Origin of the sequence: Antarcticimicrobium luteum (assembly GCF_004358185.1) — a bacterium.
Classification (GTDB): Bacteria; Pseudomonadota; Alphaproteobacteria; order Rhodobacterales; family Rhodobacteraceae; genus Antarcticimicrobium; species Antarcticimicrobium luteum.
On the sequence record NZ_SMUV01000071.1, the window covers coordinates 121,158 to 136,449 of the forward strand.

At 67.8% G+C, this 15,292-nt stretch carries 10 protein-coding genes; 5 read left to right on the forward strand and 5 right to left on the reverse strand.

Annotated features, from left to right (window positions below):
* Positions 1-115: 115 nt before the first annotated feature.
* The 4 genes from hisG to E1832_RS16375 form a co-directional block, all read right to left on the reverse strand.
* Positions 116-808: an ATP phosphoribosyltransferase gene (gene hisG, locus E1832_RS16360; RefSeq protein WP_133360844.1), complete on the reverse strand. Its 693-nt coding sequence runs from the start codon at positions 806-808 to the stop codon at positions 116-118.
* Complete coding sequence (locus E1832_RS16365; RefSeq protein ID WP_133360845.1) at positions 805-1,893, reverse strand: ATP phosphoribosyltransferase regulatory subunit; 1,089 nt, start codon at positions 1,891-1,893, stop codon at positions 805-807. The genes hisG and E1832_RS16365 overlap by 4 nt, the downstream gene beginning before the upstream one ends.
* Positions 1,893-3,542, reverse strand: coding sequence for a histidine--tRNA ligase (hisS, locus tag E1832_RS16370; RefSeq protein ID WP_133360846.1), 1,650 nt, complete (start codon positions 3,540-3,542; stop codon positions 1,893-1,895). The genes E1832_RS16365 and hisS overlap by 1 nt, the downstream gene beginning before the upstream one ends.
* Positions 3,543-3,739: 197 nt before the next feature.
* Positions 3,740-4,543: a crotonase/enoyl-CoA hydratase family protein gene (locus tag E1832_RS16375; protein WP_133360847.1), complete on the reverse strand. Its 804-nt coding sequence runs from the start codon at positions 4,541-4,543 to the stop codon at positions 3,740-3,742.
* A gap of 121 nt (positions 4,544-4,664) precedes the next feature.
* Here E1832_RS16375 and E1832_RS16380 point away from each other — a divergent pair, with 121 nt between their 5' ends.
* Complete coding sequence (locus E1832_RS16380; RefSeq protein ID WP_133360848.1) at positions 4,665-4,859, forward strand: SlyX family protein; 195 nt, start codon at positions 4,665-4,667, stop codon at positions 4,857-4,859.
* Between the two features lie 323 nt (positions 4,860-5,182).
* On the opposite strand, the gene dnaE is transcribed toward E1832_RS16380, so the two are convergent.
* Entirely contained in the window at positions 5,183-8,707 is a 3,525-nt protein-coding gene (gene dnaE / locus E1832_RS16385; protein WP_133360849.1) for a DNA polymerase III subunit alpha, read from the reverse strand.
* A 414-nt stretch (positions 8,708-9,121) separates the two neighbouring features.
* Between dnaE and xdhA the strand changes: the two genes are divergently transcribed.
* The 4 genes from xdhA to E1832_RS16405 are packed head-to-tail and all read left to right on the forward strand — an operon-like array spanning position 9,122 to position 15,276.
* Positions 9,122-10,495: a xanthine dehydrogenase small subunit gene (xdhA, locus tag E1832_RS16390; protein ID WP_133360850.1), complete on the forward strand. Its 1,374-nt coding sequence runs from the start codon at positions 9,122-9,124 to the stop codon at positions 10,493-10,495.
* A complete protein-coding gene (gene xdhB, locus E1832_RS16395; protein ID WP_133360851.1) occupies positions 10,492-12,834 on the forward strand; it encodes a xanthine dehydrogenase molybdopterin binding subunit in 2,343 nt (780 codons plus the stop codon). Before xdhA ends, xdhB begins: the two co-directional genes overlap by 4 nt.
* Complete coding sequence (gene xdhC, locus E1832_RS16400; RefSeq protein ID WP_133360852.1) at positions 12,824-13,762, forward strand: xanthine dehydrogenase accessory protein XdhC; 939 nt, start codon at positions 12,824-12,826, stop codon at positions 13,760-13,762. Before xdhB ends, xdhC begins: the two co-directional genes overlap by 11 nt.
* Positions 13,759-15,276: an ABC transporter ATP-binding protein gene (locus E1832_RS16405; RefSeq protein WP_133360853.1), complete on the forward strand. Its 1,518-nt coding sequence runs from the start codon at positions 13,759-13,761 to the stop codon at positions 15,274-15,276. The genes xdhC and E1832_RS16405 overlap by 4 nt, the downstream gene beginning before the upstream one ends.
* The last annotated feature ends 16 nt before the right edge of the window (positions 15,277-15,292 follow it).

Genomic DNA, 15,292 nt, shown 5'->3' on the forward strand with positions numbered 1-15,292 from the left:
AGACCGGGGCGGGCGTTGCACGGCCCGAGAGCACGGCGAACAAAGCCAAGCCCCCAGCGCGGCGCGGTCTTCGGGTCAGGCGGCAAGGCGCAGCAGCGTCCCCTTCGGGGCGTGCCTAGCCCTCCACCCGCTTCAGCAGGGCGTCCAGCGCCTGTTTCTCCGCGGCATCGCACTGGGCCACCCGGCTGCGCCACAGCGTCGCCTGGCTGCGCAACACCAGCCCGTCGCCGAGGATCTTGAGGTGATTGGCGCGCAGCGTCTCGCCGGTCGAGGTGATGTCGGCGATCGCCTCGGCGGTCTCGTTGCGGACGGTGCCCTCGGTCGCGCCCTGACTGTCGACCAACTGATAGTCGGCAACCCCTGCATCGGTCAGGAAGTCGCGCACCAGCCGGTGATACTTGGTCGCGATACGCAGCCGGAAGCCGTGGCGCGCGCGAAACGCGGCGGCGGCGGCATCCAGATCGTCCAGCGTGTCGACATCGACCCAGCATCCCGGCACCGCCAGGATCAGGTCGGCCTGACCGAACCCCAGCGGCGCGATCTCTTCGACCTGCTGTTCCCAGCGCGGCAGCTTTTCCTGCACCAGATCGGTGCCGGTGACGCCCATATGAATGCGGCCCGCCGCCAGTTCGCGCGGGATCTCACCCGCCGACAGCAGCACCAGCGACACCCCCCCGATCCCCTCGACCGCGCCGGAATATTCCCGATCGGATCCGGTGCGGCTGAGGCGGATGCCGCGCTTCTCGAACCAGTCAAAGGTTTTGTCCATCAACCGCCCCTTGGACGGCACGCCCAGCTTCACGCTCATTGCGCCGCCTCCTCGAGGGTCAGCATCACACCGGGGCGCAGCACACCGCCCACCGCCGGGATTTCAGAGCCATCGCCCAGCGCCCGGGTCAGCGCGTCATAGCGCCCGCCGGTGGCCACGGGGGGCAGGTCGGCACGGGTCGCGGCGTAGAAACCGAACACGAAGCCGTCGTAATATTCCATCGAGGTTCGGCCATAGCTGGCCTCGAATTCCAGGTGCTCCACATCCACCCCGCGCGCGGCAAGCGCGGCGATGCGCGCCTCGAGCCGGTCGAGCGCCGGGGTGATCTGCGGCAGATCGACGGCCACGTCCCGCAGATGCTCCAGCGCGAAAGGCAGGGTTTCGCGCACCGCCAGCAGAGCCTCGAGCGCGGTCATCTCGCGCTCGGAAATCGGCGGCGCCGCAGCATCGGCGCGCAGCGCCTCGATCCGCGCCTCGATATCGGCGCGGCTGCGCAGCCCGATCTGCGGCCCGGCACCGGCCATCGGATCGGCGGAGGCAAGCAGCGCGGCGCGCGCGCCCGGCACCGGGGCGCGTCCCGAATAGCGGTCCAGCAGGGCACGGAACCGGCGCGGACGCCAGATATGGCGCATCAGCGCCGATTTGCGCGCCCCGGTCGTCTCCAGCCCGGCGACCGCGGCCATCAGGATGCCGATATCGCCGGTTGCCGCGCGCAGATGCAAACCCGAAAGGGTGCCCGCGATCAGGGTGAACACCTCGGCGTCCGCCGCCGCCGGATCGGCACGGTCGAACACCTCGTATCCCACCTGGATATACTCGTTGTCGCGGTCCGGGTCATGCTCCTGCCGGCGAAACACCTCGCCCGAATAGGTATAGCGCGCGGGCTCGGCGCCATGCGTCATGTGCATCTGCACCACCGGCACGGTGAAATCCGGGCGCAGCATCAGCTCGCCCCGCAGCGCGTCCCAGGTGACATAGGCGCGGCCGCGGATATCCTCGCCGTAAAGATCCAGCAGGGTTTCCGCCGGTTGCAGCACCGGGGTTTCGACCGGGCGGGCGCCGGCCTCTTCGAAATAGGCGCGCAGCCCGGCGGCGCGGGACAGGATGCGGGCGCGGCGGGGCATCAGTCCTGCCCGCCGGCTTGAGCGTCGAGGATCTCGCGCACCTTGGCGATCAGATCGGTGCGCGGCACCTCGAACTGGCTCGGGCGTTCTTTCCATTCCTCCAGCGTCGCGCTTTCGGCGATCTGCGCGCCCAGGATCAGATCCTTGATCTGGACCACGCCGCGCTCCTTCTCGTCGCCCCCCTCGATCACCGCGACGGGAGAGTGGCGCCGGTCGGCGTATTTGAGCTGGTTGCCGAAGTTCTTGGGGTTGCCCAGATAGACCTCGGCGCGGATGCCGGCATTGCGCAATTCGGCCACCATCGCCTGATAATCGGCCATGCGGTCGCGGTCCATCACGGTGACGACGACGGGGCCCTGATCGTGGGCGGTGATGCGGCCCTTTTCGCGCAGTGCCGCCAGCAGCCGGTCAACGCCGATCGAGATGCCGGTGGCGGGAACCGCCTGGCCGGTGAAGCGCTTGACCAGATCGTCATAACGCCCGCCGCCGGCGACCGAGCCGAACTGCCGCTTGCGGCCCTTTTCGTCGAAGATCTCGAAGGTCAACTCGGCCTCATAGACCGGCCCGGTGTAATAACCCAGGCCGCGCACCACCGAGGGGTCGATGACGATGCGTGAAGAATCGTATCCTTGAGCCTCCAATAGCACGACGATTTCTTCAAGTTCGTTGACGCCTTCGGAACCCACCACGGAATTGCAAACTAGTTCCCGCAAGACGTGAAGAGTCGCAGCATTTCGAAGCGCGTTCGACGCACTGACATCGAGACCACTACCAGCCCTATAACCACGCTTTGAAGCAAGTATCATGGATATGATGGAATGCAGTTCCGGATCATCCGGGTCAATTTCTCCGAGAGTTTTTTGCCCAAGGGTGTCTAGTTTTTCGTCTACCGTTTTTCCGGCAAGCAGAAACTGAACCACAGGCTCGGCCTGCTCAGGCGCCAGCCCGACCCCGTCGATATAGGCGCCGGAAGCATCAAGCCTGCCCTTGCCCAGCAATTCGCGCACCCCGGCCTCGCCGACCTTGTCGAATTTGTCGATGGTGCGCAGCACCGCCGCTCGGTCCTCGCCCTCGGGCAGGCCAATGACCTCAAGCACACCGTTCAGAACCTTGCGGTTGTTGACCCGGATCAGGTAATCGCCGCGCGGCATGCCCACCGCCTCCAGCGTGTCGGCCAGCATGGCGCAGATCTCGGCATCGGCCGCCATCGACCCGCTGCCGACGGTATCGGCGTCGCACTGGTAGAACTGGCGATAGCGCCCCGGCCCGGGTTTCTCGTTGCGCCAGACCGGCCCCATCGCATAGCGGCGATAGGGGGTCGGCAGATCGTTGCGATGCTGGGCATAGACGCGCGCCAGCGGCGCGGTCAGGTCATAGCGCAGCGCCAGCCAATCGCCCTTGTCCTCCTCGGCGCCCTCCTGCCAGGCAAAGACGCCCTCGTTGGGGCGGTCCACATCGGGCAGGAACTTGCCCAGCGCCTCGACCGTCTCCACCGCGCTGCTTTCCAGCGCGTCGAAGCCATAGCGATGATAGACCCCGGCGATCTGGCGCAGCATCTCGGTGCGCTGCGTCACCTCGGCGCCGAAGTAATCGCGGAAGCCTTTTGGCGTCTCGGCCTTGGGGCGGGGCTGTTTCTTGGGCTTGGCCATCAAGGGCTCCTGCTCACTCACGTGTCGCGGCGCGGTCTATCCCAAGCCCCCCCGGGGGGCAAGGCGGCGCGAGGGGCGCGGCGTACATCTTGATGCAATGGCCTCTGCCCCGGCTCTTGCCTTCACCGCAAATACCCGCCGAAGGCTGCGGGGGTTCGGTGAAACCCCGCAAAGCGCCGCCCGGCTCCGGCGCCGGCTCAAATCGCCGCGAAATCCCCGCCGCGCCCCTTGCCGGCGGCGAACCGCGCCGCCCCGCCCCGTCCCTCGGCGGCGAAGATCGCGGCCGAGGCCCATTCGCGGCGCAGCGCCCGGGCCAGATCTTCGGGCGCGATGCGGGCCGAAAGGTGGTCGGCGCGCAGACACCCCTGCGGGAACCGCGCGAGCTCGCGCGCGAGATCCTGCGCCATGGCCAGCGCCCCGCCCTGCGGTGCAATGCGGTCGGCAAAGCCGATGGCGCGCGCCTCTTCCGCGCCGACGGGGCGGCCGGTCAGGATCAGGTCGTTGGCCCGCCCCTGCCCCAGCAGACGCGGCAGCCGTACCGTGCCGCCGTCGATCAGCGGCACGCCCCAGCGGCGGCAAAAGACGCCGGTGGTGGCCCCCTCGGCCATCACCCGCATATCGCACCAGGCGGCCAGTTCCATGCCGCCGGCCACCGCGTGCCCCTCGATCGCCGCGATCACCGGCTTGCCCAGCATCAGCCGCGACGGCCCCATCGGGCCGGGGCGCGGATCGCCCATCGGGTCGGACCACCCCTCGGGGATGTCCAGCCCGGCGATCCAGCCATCCGCCGCGCCCGATCCCGCCGCCTTCAGATCGAAGCCGGCGCAAAACGCCCCGCCGGTGCCGGTCAGAACCGCGACGTCAAGATCCGGATCGGCGTCAAAGGCCAGAAAGGCGTCGTAAAGCGCCTGCGCGGTCTGCGGGTTCACCGCGTTGCGGGCCTGCGGCCGGTCGATGGCGATGGTGCGCACCGGCCCGTCGGTTTCGATCTGAATGCTCATGTCGTCCTCTCCCTTTCCCCGCCCAGCCTGACAGCGCGGCCCCTTGGCAGGCAAGGCCGCGGCGCCGGTGACGTTGCGCCCCGGGCCGCGCCGGCCTATCTGGTCGGAAAAGGAGAGCGTGATGCAGCAAATCGAAGAACGGCTGGCCCATCTGATCCGCACCGTGGAGGATCTGAGCGACGTGGTCGCCCGCCAGCAGGCCGAGATCGACCGGCTGACCCGCCGGGTCGAGATGCTGATGCAGCGCGAGGCCGGGCGCGAGGCCGAGGGCACCGGCGGTGTGGTGCTGGGCGACGAGCGGCCGCCGCATTATTGAGGTTGGGGTATCCCCCTCCCTAACCCTCCCCCGAGAGGGGGAAGGAAGGCGAGCAGTGACGCGAGACCTTGACCTTCCAAGCGCAACAGAGGGCGGCGCCCGGCCGCGGGTGGGCGCTTCCTCGCTGTGAGATCGTCACTTTATGGTCGCCAAAACATCGAACCTGAGTTCTGTGCGCTGAGGGTGGAGTAGCGCCCGCCCGTGGGGGCGGTCGGGCGCTGCCCGGCGGCGCTGCGCGCCTTGATTCCGGGCAAAGAGGGCACCTGTCATCACTGCTTTCGCGGCAACGACAGTGCGAGACGCAAACCGCCTCGCTCGCCCCCCTACAACTCCTCCACGTCCAGCACGCCGTCCAGGCTTTTCAGCGCACCCTTGATCTGCGGATTGATGGCGAAATCCTGGCCCAGGTCCATCTCGACCTCGCCCGGCAGGGCCGGATCGAGCAGGCAAAGCTGCACCGGCCCCTTGGCCGCGCCGCGCGCGGCCTTGGCGGCCTCGTCCAGAATGGTGGCGACCGGATCGACCGCGCCGGCGTTGTCGACAAAGACCTTGAGCCCCGCCGTCCCCGCCTGCGCCACCGCCGCGTCCACCGGCGCCACGCCGCGGCCCAGCAGTTTGAGCTGATCGCTCTCCATCGTCGCCTCGACCGTCACCACCACCTTGGAGCCGGTCTCCAGCGCGTCGCGCGATTTCTCAAGCGCTTCGGAGAACAGCGTCACCTCATAGGCGCCGGTGGTGTCACTCATCTGGACAAAGGCAAAACGGTTGCCGCGGGCCGATTTGCGCTCCTGCCGCCCGGCCACGACACCGGCCAGTTTGGCCACCAGCGGGCCGCGCTCGGCCTTGGCGATCAGCTCGTCCAGGGTCAGCACGCCCTTGCGTTTCAGCGGCGCCATGTAGTCGTCCAGCGGGTGACCGGACAGGTAAAAGCCCACCGCCTTGAATTCCTCGGCCAGCCGTTCGGCCGGCAACCAGTCGGGCGCGGCGCTCAGGCGCGGCTCGGGCAGATCGTCGCCCGCCTCGCCGAACAGCGACACCTGCGCGCTGGCCTTCTGGTCGTGGATCGCCGCCGAATAGGCGACCAGCGCATCGAGGCTGTCGAAGACGCGGCGCCGGTTGCGGTCGAGCTGATCGAAGGCGCCGGCACGGGCCAGCATTTCCATCGGGCGCTTGCCGATCCGCTTCAAATCCACCCGACGGGCGAAATCGAACAGCGTGGCAAACGGGCGGTCCTCGCCCTCGGCGCGGCGGCCGCCGACCACCAGCCGCATGGCATCGACGCCCACGTTTTTCAGCGCGCCAAGCCCATAGACCAGCTCACCGTTCACCACGGTGAAGGTGGCCTCCGAGCGGTTGACGCAGGGCGGCACCCAAGGCAGGCCGAGGCCCTTGCGGACCTCTTCGAAATAGATCGCCAGCTTGTCGGTCAGGTGGATATCGCAGTTCATGACGCCGGCCATGAACTCCACCGGGTGGTTCGCCTTGAGCCAGGCGGTCTGGTACGAGACCACCGCATAAGCCGCCGCATGGGATTTGTTGAACCCGTAGTTGGCGAATTTCTCCAGCAGGTCGAAAACCTCCGAGGCTTTCTTCTGGTCGACGCCGTTCTCCATCGCGCCTTTTTCGAATTTCGGGCGCTCCTTGGCCATTTCCTCGGCGATCTTCTTGCCCATCGCCCGGCGCAGCAGGTCGGCGCCCCCGAGCGAATAGCCCGCCATCACCTGGGCGATCTGCATCACCTGTTCCTGGTAGACGATGATGCCCTGCGTCTCGGCAAGGATGTGGTCGATCGTGGGGTGCACCGAGGTGATCTCGCGCTGGCCGTTCTTGACCTCGCAATAGGTCGGGATGTTCTCCATCGGGCCGGGGCGATAGAGCGCCACCAGGGCCACGATATCCTCGATACAGGTGGGTTTCATGCGCTTGAGCGCATCCATCATGCCCGAGCTTTCCACCTGGAACACCGCCACCGTCTTGGCGCGGGCGTAGAGCCTGTATGTCTTTTCGTCATCCAGCGGGATGGCGTTCATCTGGTTCTCGGCGCCCTCGGCCGGCTCGTACAGCTGCGCGCCATCGGCGGCGACGTGCAGGGGACGGCCCGATTTCAGGATCTGGTCGACCGCGTTCTGAATCACGGTCAGCGTCTTGAGACCCAGAAAGTCGAACTTCACCAGTCCGGCCTGTTCCACCCATTTCATGTTGAACTGGGTCGCCAGCATGTCCGAGCGCGGATCCTGATACAGCGGCACCAGCTCATCGAGCGGCCGGTCGCCGATCACCACCCCGGCGGCGTGGGTCGAGGCATTCCTGAGCAGCCCCTCGACCTGCTGGCCGTAGGTCAGCAGACGGTCGACCACCTCCTCCTCGCGCGCGGCCTCGCGCAGGCGGGGCTCGTCCTTGAGCGCCTTTTCGATCGAGACCGGTTTGACCCCCTCGACCGGGATCATCTTGGACAGCCGGTCCACCTGGCCATAGGGCATCTGCAGCACCCGGCCGATATCGCGCACCGCCGCCTTGGACAGCAGCGCGCCGAAGGTGATGATCTGCCCCACCTTGTCGCGGCCGTATTTCTCCTGCACGTAGCGGATCGTCTCTTCGCGGCGATCCATGCAGAAGTCGATGTCGAAGTCGGGCATCGAGACCCGTTCGGGGTTGAGGAAGCGTTCGAACAGCAGGCTGTAGCGCAGCGGATCGAGGTCGGTGATGGTCAGCGCATAGGCCACCAGGCTGCCCGCGCCCGACCCCCGCCCAGGCCCAATCGGGATGCCGTTGTCCTTGGACCACTTGATGAAGTCGGCCACGATCAGGAAATAGCCGGGAAAGCCCATTCCCTCGATGATGCCCATCTCGAACTCGAGACGTTTTTCGTATTCCTCGACCGGTGCGGCGTGCGGGATCACCGCAAGACGCGCCGCCAGCCCCTCCTTGGCCTGCCGGCGCAGTTCCTCGACCTCGTCATCGGCGAATTTCGGCAGGATCGGCGCCCGCTTGTAGGTCATGAAGGCGCAGCGGCGGGCGATCTCGACGGTGTTCTCGACCGCCTCGGGCAGATCGGCGAAGAGGGTGATCATCTCCTGCTGCGATTTGAAGTAATGCTGCGCGGTCAGGCGGCGGCGTCCCTCGGCCTGATCGACATAGGCGCCCTCGGCGATACAGATCAGCGCGTCGTGCGCCTCGTACATTTCGGACTTGGGAAAGTACACATCGTTGGTGGCCACCAGCGGGATGTTCATCGCATAGGCCATCTCGACGAAACCGCGCTCGGTCAGCCTCTCGGCCTCGGGCGCGCCGTCCTCGCCGGGGTGGCGCTGCAGCTCGACATAGAGCCGGTCGCCGTAAATGGCGTGCAGGCGCCGCATCAGCGCCTCAGCCTCCTCGCGGCGGCCCTGTTGCAGAAGCTGCCCCACCGGCCCGTCCGGCCCGCCGGAAAGGCAGATCAGCCCCTCGCCGTGACGCTCCAGCTCTTCGGGCAGCACATGGGCCGGCAGGCCGTCGCCGCGCAGATAGAGGCAGGAGTTCAGCTTCATCAGGTTTTCATAGCCGCGCTCGGTCTGCGCCAGCACAACCACCGCACCGATCGGTAACGTCTGGCTGCGCGCCGCCGGCTGCACCTCGGCGCCGTCATAGGCCAGGTCGACCTGGCAACCGACGATGGGCTGAATGCCCGCGCCCGAGAGGGTCACGGAAAACTCCAGCGCCGCGAACATGTTGTTGGTGTCGGTCAGCGCAACCGCCGGCATCTCGAGGCTCCGGCACAGGTCCGGCAGCTTTTTCAGCCGCACGGCGCCCTCCAGCAGGGAGTATTCGGTATGGGTGCGAAGGTGGATGAATCGGGGGGTGCTGCTCATGGCGGCAGGCTATCGCGATGGCGCGGGCAGGGAAAGAGAGGGCGACGCGGAATGCGCCCGCCGGGATCCGGGGGCGAGAATCCCCACCCCGGCCGGCGGCGGCGGCGCCCACCCGCCTACCAGTCCGGTCGGAGATGCCGCGAAAACGGGCGCAATTGTTCGGAAAATATTGAAAGACCTTCTGCCGCCTATCGCGGGAAAATTTCAGGTAAACCACAGTAATATAAACACTTTCCAGAACATCCTACCGGCCCGGACAGATTGACGCGCCAGCGCGCCGCCGCAGTTTTCCTTGCCTCGGCACCGGGCCTCTTTCTAACCTCGGGGGACAAGCACATAGGCCCGCCTTTTTTCTACGTCGCATCGAGGAAAGGCAGCAAAGGGCACAACGGGGTAAGGCGACCGGTTTCAAGAATGGAGATCAGGTTTCTTCTGAACGGAGAGGCTGTTGCGTTGTCGAACGTCGCGCCGACGCAAACGCTGCTGGACTGGCTGCGCGAGCGGCGCGGGCTGACCGGCACGAAAGAGGGCTGCAACGAGGGCGACTGCGGGGCCTGCACGGTGATGGTGACGGACGCGGCGGGCGCCCGGGCGCTGAATGCCTGCATCCTGTTTCTGCCGCAACTGCACGGGCGCGCGGTGCGCACCGTCGAGGGGATCGCCGGTCCGGACGGGCAGCTCCACCCGGTGCAACAGGCGATGATCGACCATCATGGCAGCCAGTGCGGCTTTTGCACACCGGGGTTCGTGGTCTCGATGGCGGTGGCGCATCTGAACGGCGAGCGTGACCACGAGACGGCGCTGGCCGGCAACCTGTGCCGCTGCACCGGCTATGCGCCGATCCTGCGCGCCGCCGAGGCGGCGGCGCTGCAGCCGGTGCCCGAGTGGATGGTGTCCGATGCCGCATGGCTGATCGAAAACGGCACCCCGCCGCTCGAAGCCGCGCCGGACAGCGCGGAGGAACTGGCCGCGCTCTATGCCGCGCGCCCCGAGGCGACGCTGGTGGCCGGGGCCACCGATGTGGGACTCTGGGTGACCAAGGCGCTGCGCGACCCGGACCCGGTGATCTTTCTCAACCGCTGCGAGGATCTCAAGGGCGTCCAGATCGGCGAGCATGAGGTCCGCATCGGCGCGATGACCGACATGAACATCTTTGGCGCGGCGATGGAGGGGCTGCACCCCTCTTATGCCGCGATGATCCGCCGCTATGCCTCGGCCCAGGTGCGCGCGGCGGCGACGGTGGGCGGCAATATCGCCAACGGCTCGCCGATCGGGGACAACCCGCCGGCGCTGATCGCTCTGGGCGCGGTGCTGCATTTGCGGCGCGGGGCGGAGCGGCGGGCGCTGCCACTTGAGGCGTTCTTCATCGACTATGGCAAGCAGGACCGCCAGCCCGGCGAATTCGTCGAGGCGGTGAGTTTCCCGCGCCAGGACGACCGGCTGAAGTGCTACAAGCTGTCGAAGCGGTTCGACCAGGACATCTCGGCGGTCTGCGGCTGTTTCAACATCCGGGTCGAGGACGGGATCGTATCGTCGGCGCGGATCGCCTTTGGCGGCATGGCCGGCATTCCGAAGCGGGCGGCGCATGTGGAAAGCGCGCTGCTGGGGCAACCCTGGGAGGTCGGCACCATCCGCATGGCCCAGGCCGGGTTCGACGCCGATTTTGCCCCGATGAGCGACATGCGCGCCAGCGCCGCCTACCGGCTGGAAACCGCGCGGGCGATGCTGGAGCGGTATTTCGCGGAAGATCAGGGCGAACAGGTATCGGTGCTGGAGGTGAGCGCATGAGCGTGACCAGACCCCTGCCCCATGACGCCGCGCGCCTGCATGTGACCGGCACCGCGCGCTATATCGACGATGTTCCGATGCCGAAGGGCACGCTGCATCTGGCCTTTGGCCTCAGCGAGGTGGCGCGCGGGCGGATCGCGGCGATGGACCTCTCCGCCGTGCGGTCCGCGCCCGGCGTGGTGGCGGTGCTGACCGCCGCGGATCTGCCCTTTGCCAACGATGTCTCGCCCTCGGTGCATGACGAGCCCTTGCTGGCGGTGGACCGGGTGAACTACGTCGGCCAGCCGCTGTTTATGGTGGTCGCCGAGAGCCATCTGGCCGCGCGCAAGGCGGCGCGGCTGGGCGATGTGAGGATCGCCGGGGAAGAGCCGATCCTGACCATCGATCAGGCACTCGCCGCCGACAGCCGGTTCGAGGGCGGCCCGGTGATCTGGCAGAAGGGCGATGCGGCGACGGCGATTGCACAGTCTGCCCATGTGATCGAGGGCAGCTTCGAGATGGGCGGGCAGGAGCACTTCTATCTCGAGGGTCAGGCGGCGCTGGCGCTGCCGCAGGAGGGGGGCGACATGATCGTCCAGTCCTCCACCCAGCACCCGACCGAGATCCAGCACAAGGTGGCCGAGGCGCTTGGCGTGCCGATGCACGCCGTGCGGGTCGAGGTGCGGCGCATGGGCGGCGGTTTCGGCGGCAAGGAGAGCCAGGGCAATGCGCTCGCCGTCTCCTGCGCCGTGGCGGCGCGGCTGACGGGCAGGCCCTGCAAGATGCGCTACGACCGCGACGACGACATCATGATCACCGGCAAGCGGCATGATTTCCGCATCGCCTATCGCGCCGGGTTCGATGCGGAGGGGCTGATCCAGGGCGTCGAGTTTGTCCAATACGCCCGCTGCGGCTGGGCGATGGATCTGTCGCTGCCGGTGGCCGACCGCGCCATGCTGCACGCCGACAGCGCCTATCTGCTGCCGAATGCGCGGATCGAGAGCCACCGGCTCAAGACCAACACCCAGAGCGCCACCGCCTATCGCGGCTTCGGCGGGCCGCAGGGGATGCTGGGGATGGAGCGGCTGATGGATCATGCCGCGCATGCGCTCGGGATCGAGCCGGTCGAGCTCAGGCGGCGGAATTACTATGCGGAAGCGGTGGAAGGGGGCTCTGCCCGCCGGGACAATTCCGACCCGAAAGAGAGCGGGCGCGGGACGCTGCCTCAGACCACGCCCTATGGGCAGGAGGTCGAGGATTTCGAGCTGCATGGGATCACCGAGGTTCTGTTGGAAAGCAGCGATTACGCGGCGCGGAAGGCGGCGATTGCGGAGTGGAATGCCACCCATGGCGCGATCAGGAAGGGGATCGCGTTTTCGCCGGTGAAATTCGGGATTTCCTTTACGCTGACGCATCTGAACCAGGCGGGTGCGCTGGTACATGTCTATCAGGACGGCTCGGTGCATCTGAACCACGGCGGCACCGAGATGGGACAGGGATTGTTCCAGAAGGTGGCGCAGGTGGCCGCCGAGCGGTTCGGGATTGATATGGCCTCGGTGAAGATCACCGCGACGGATACCGCCAAGGTGCCGAACACGTCGGCGACGGCGGCCTCGTCCGGCTCGGACCTGAACGGGATGGCCGTCAAGGCGGCCTGCGACACGATCCGGGCCCGGATGGCGGAGTTTCTGGCGGCCGAGCATCAGGCGACACCCGAGGATGTAAGGTTCGAGGGTGGAAACGTACAGGTGGGCGGCGAGGTGCTGAGCTTTGCCGAGGCGGCGCAGCGCTGTTACGAGGGGCGGGTGAGCCTGTCGTCGACCGGGTTCTACAAGACGCCCAAACTTGCCTGGGACAGGGTGAAGGGGACCGGGCGGCCGTTCTTTTACTTCGCCTATGGCGCGGCGGTGACCGAGGTGGCGGTGGACAGCCGCACCGGCGAATACCGCATCCTGCGCGCCGATATTCTGCATGACGCCGGCGCCAGCCTGAACCCGGCGCTGGACAAGGGCCAGGTCGAGGGCGGCTATGTGCAGGGCGCGGGCTGGCTGACCACCGAGGAGCTGGTATGGGACGACAAGGGGCGGCTGCGCACCCATGCGCCCAGCACCTACAAGATCCCGGCGTTTTCCGATCAGCCGGATGTGTTCAACGTGGCGCTCTGGGACGGGCGCAACCGGGAGGACAGCATCTATCGCTCCAAGGCGGTGGGAGAGCCGCCCTTCATGCTGGGGATCTCGGCCTTTCTGGCGCTGAGCGATGCGGTGGCCTCCTGCGGGGATGGCTATCCCGACCTGGACGCCCCGGCGACGCCGGAACGGGTCTGGGCGGCGATCCGGGGGATGCGCGATGAGCTTTGATCTCGACGCGCTGCGGGCGGCCGTTGCGGCGCATGGGCGGGTGGCCCGGGTTGTCATCGCGGAAATACGCGGCTCGTCGCCGCGCGATGTCGGGGCGGCAATGCTGGTCTGGGGGACCGGGCAGTCGGGCACCATCGGCGGCGGGGCTTTGGAACATGCCGCGGCGCAGACGGCGCGGGGGCAGACGGAGCGGACCCGGGTCAGCCGCCATGCGCTGGGGCCCGAGCTCGGCCAGTGCTGCGGCGGGGCCGTCACCCTGGTGAGCGAGATTTACGACGCCGCGGCGCTGGCGGTGCTGGAGGGCGAGGTGATCGCCCGGCCGGTTTCAGCGGCGGCGCAGATGCCTTTGTCGGTGCGGCGGCTGCTGGACCGGGCCCGGGCGCAAGGCCTGCGGCCCGAACCGGCGCTGATCGACGGCTGGATGGTGGAGCCGGTGGCGCGGCCTGCGCGGCAGCTCTGGATCTGGGGTGCAGGCCATGTGGGGCGGGCGATGGTCGATGTTCTCTCGCCGCTGCCCGATCTGGCGATCGCCTGGGTCGATTGCGGGCCGGAGCGGTTTCCCGAGAACGTGCCGGAGGGGGTGACAGTCCTGCCCGCCGCCAATCCGGTCGATCTGGTGCGCCATGCGCCCATCGAGGCCGAGCATCTGATCGTGACCTATTCGCATGCGCTGGATCTGGAACTGTGCCACCGGCTGCTTTCCCATGGGTTCGGCTTTGCCGGGCTGATCGGATCGGCTACCAAATGGGCCCGGTTCCGGTCGCGGCTGCGCGCGCTGGGGCATGCGCCTGAAGCCATCGCGCGGATCGCCTGCCCGATCGGCGATCCTGGTCTGGGCAAACATCCGCAGCAGATCGCCATCGGCGTGGCGGCGCAGCTTTTGCGCCCCGCGACCGCCACGGCAGAGAAAAAGGAGCGACGCGCGTGAGCCAAGTATTGCTGAGCCTGAGCGGGCTGACCAAGGCCTATCCCGGCGTTGTGGCCAACGACGACATCTCGTTCAGGATCGGCGCCGGCGAGGTGCATGCGCTGCTGGGCGAGAACGGCGCCGGGAAATCGACGCTGGTCAAGATGATCTATGGTCTGGTCAAGCCCGACAGCGGCGCAATGGAGCTGCGCGGGCGGCCCTATGCGCCGGGTGAGCCGCGCGCGGCCCGGGCCGACGGGATCGCAATGGTGTTCCAGCATTTCTCGCTGTTCGACGCGCTGAACGTGGCCGAGAATATCGCGCTGGGGATGGAGAACCCGCCGCCGATGAGGGATCTGGCCGCCCGCATCCGCGAGGTGTCGGAGACCTACGGCCTTCCGCTCGATCCGTTCCGCACGGTGGGGGATCTGTCGGCGGGCGAACGTCAGCGGGTCGAGATCATCCGCTGTCTGTTGCAGGATCCCAAGCTGCTGATCATGGACGAGCCCACCAGCGTGCTGACGCCGCAGGAGGTGGACATCCTGTTTGAGACCCTGCGCAAGCTGCGCGGTGAGGGCACCTCGATCCTCTATATCTCGCACAAGCTGGAGGAGATCCGCGCGCTCTGCGACACCGCGACGATCCTGCGGCTGGGCAAGGTGGTGGGCACCTGCATCCCGCGCGAAACCACGGCGCGGGACATGGCCGAGATGATGGTGGGCAGCGCGCTGAAGACGCCGGAGCGGTCCGGGCGCGCGCTGGGCGAGGTCGCGCTGGACATTTCCGGGTTGTCGGTGCCCTCGCCCTCGGCCTTTGGTACGGCGCTGAAGAATGTGCATCTGACCGTGCAACAGGGCGAGATCGTCGGCATCGGAGGGGTCGCGGGCAACGGGCAGGAGGAGCTGTTGGGCGTGCTCTCGGGCGAGATCCTGACCGAGGCGGGCGCGGTCAAGCTGATGGACCGGCCGATCGGGCGGTTGGGGCCGACGGCGCGGCGCGCGCTGGGTCTGCTGACCGCCCCGGAGGAACGGCTGGGCCATGCCGCCGCCCCGGACATGAGCCTGACCGAGAACGCGCTGCTGACCGGGGCGGTGCGCGAAAAGCTGGTGCACAACGGGTTTCTCAGATGGGGGGCGACGCGGGCCTTTGCCGAGCGGATCATCGCGGACTTCGACGTGCGCACGCCGGGGCCGGACACCGCCGCGCGGGCGCTGTCGGGCGGCAACCTGCAGAAGTTCGTGATCGGGCGCGAGGTGTTGCAGAACCCGCAGGTGCTGGTGGTCAACCAGCCGACCTGGGGGGTGGATGCGGCCGCCGCGGCGGCGATCCGGCAGGCGCTGCTGGATCTCGCCGCGGGCGGGGCGGCGGTGGTCTGCATCAGCCAGGACCTGGACGAGCTGATGGAAATCGCCGACCGTTTCGCGGCCCTGAACGAAGGGCGGCTGAGTACGCCGCGGCCCACCGCCGGGCTGACGGTGGAGGAGATCGGGCTGATGATGGGCGGGGCGCATGGCATGGAGGTCGCGCATGTTTAGGCGGCAGGGCCGGCGT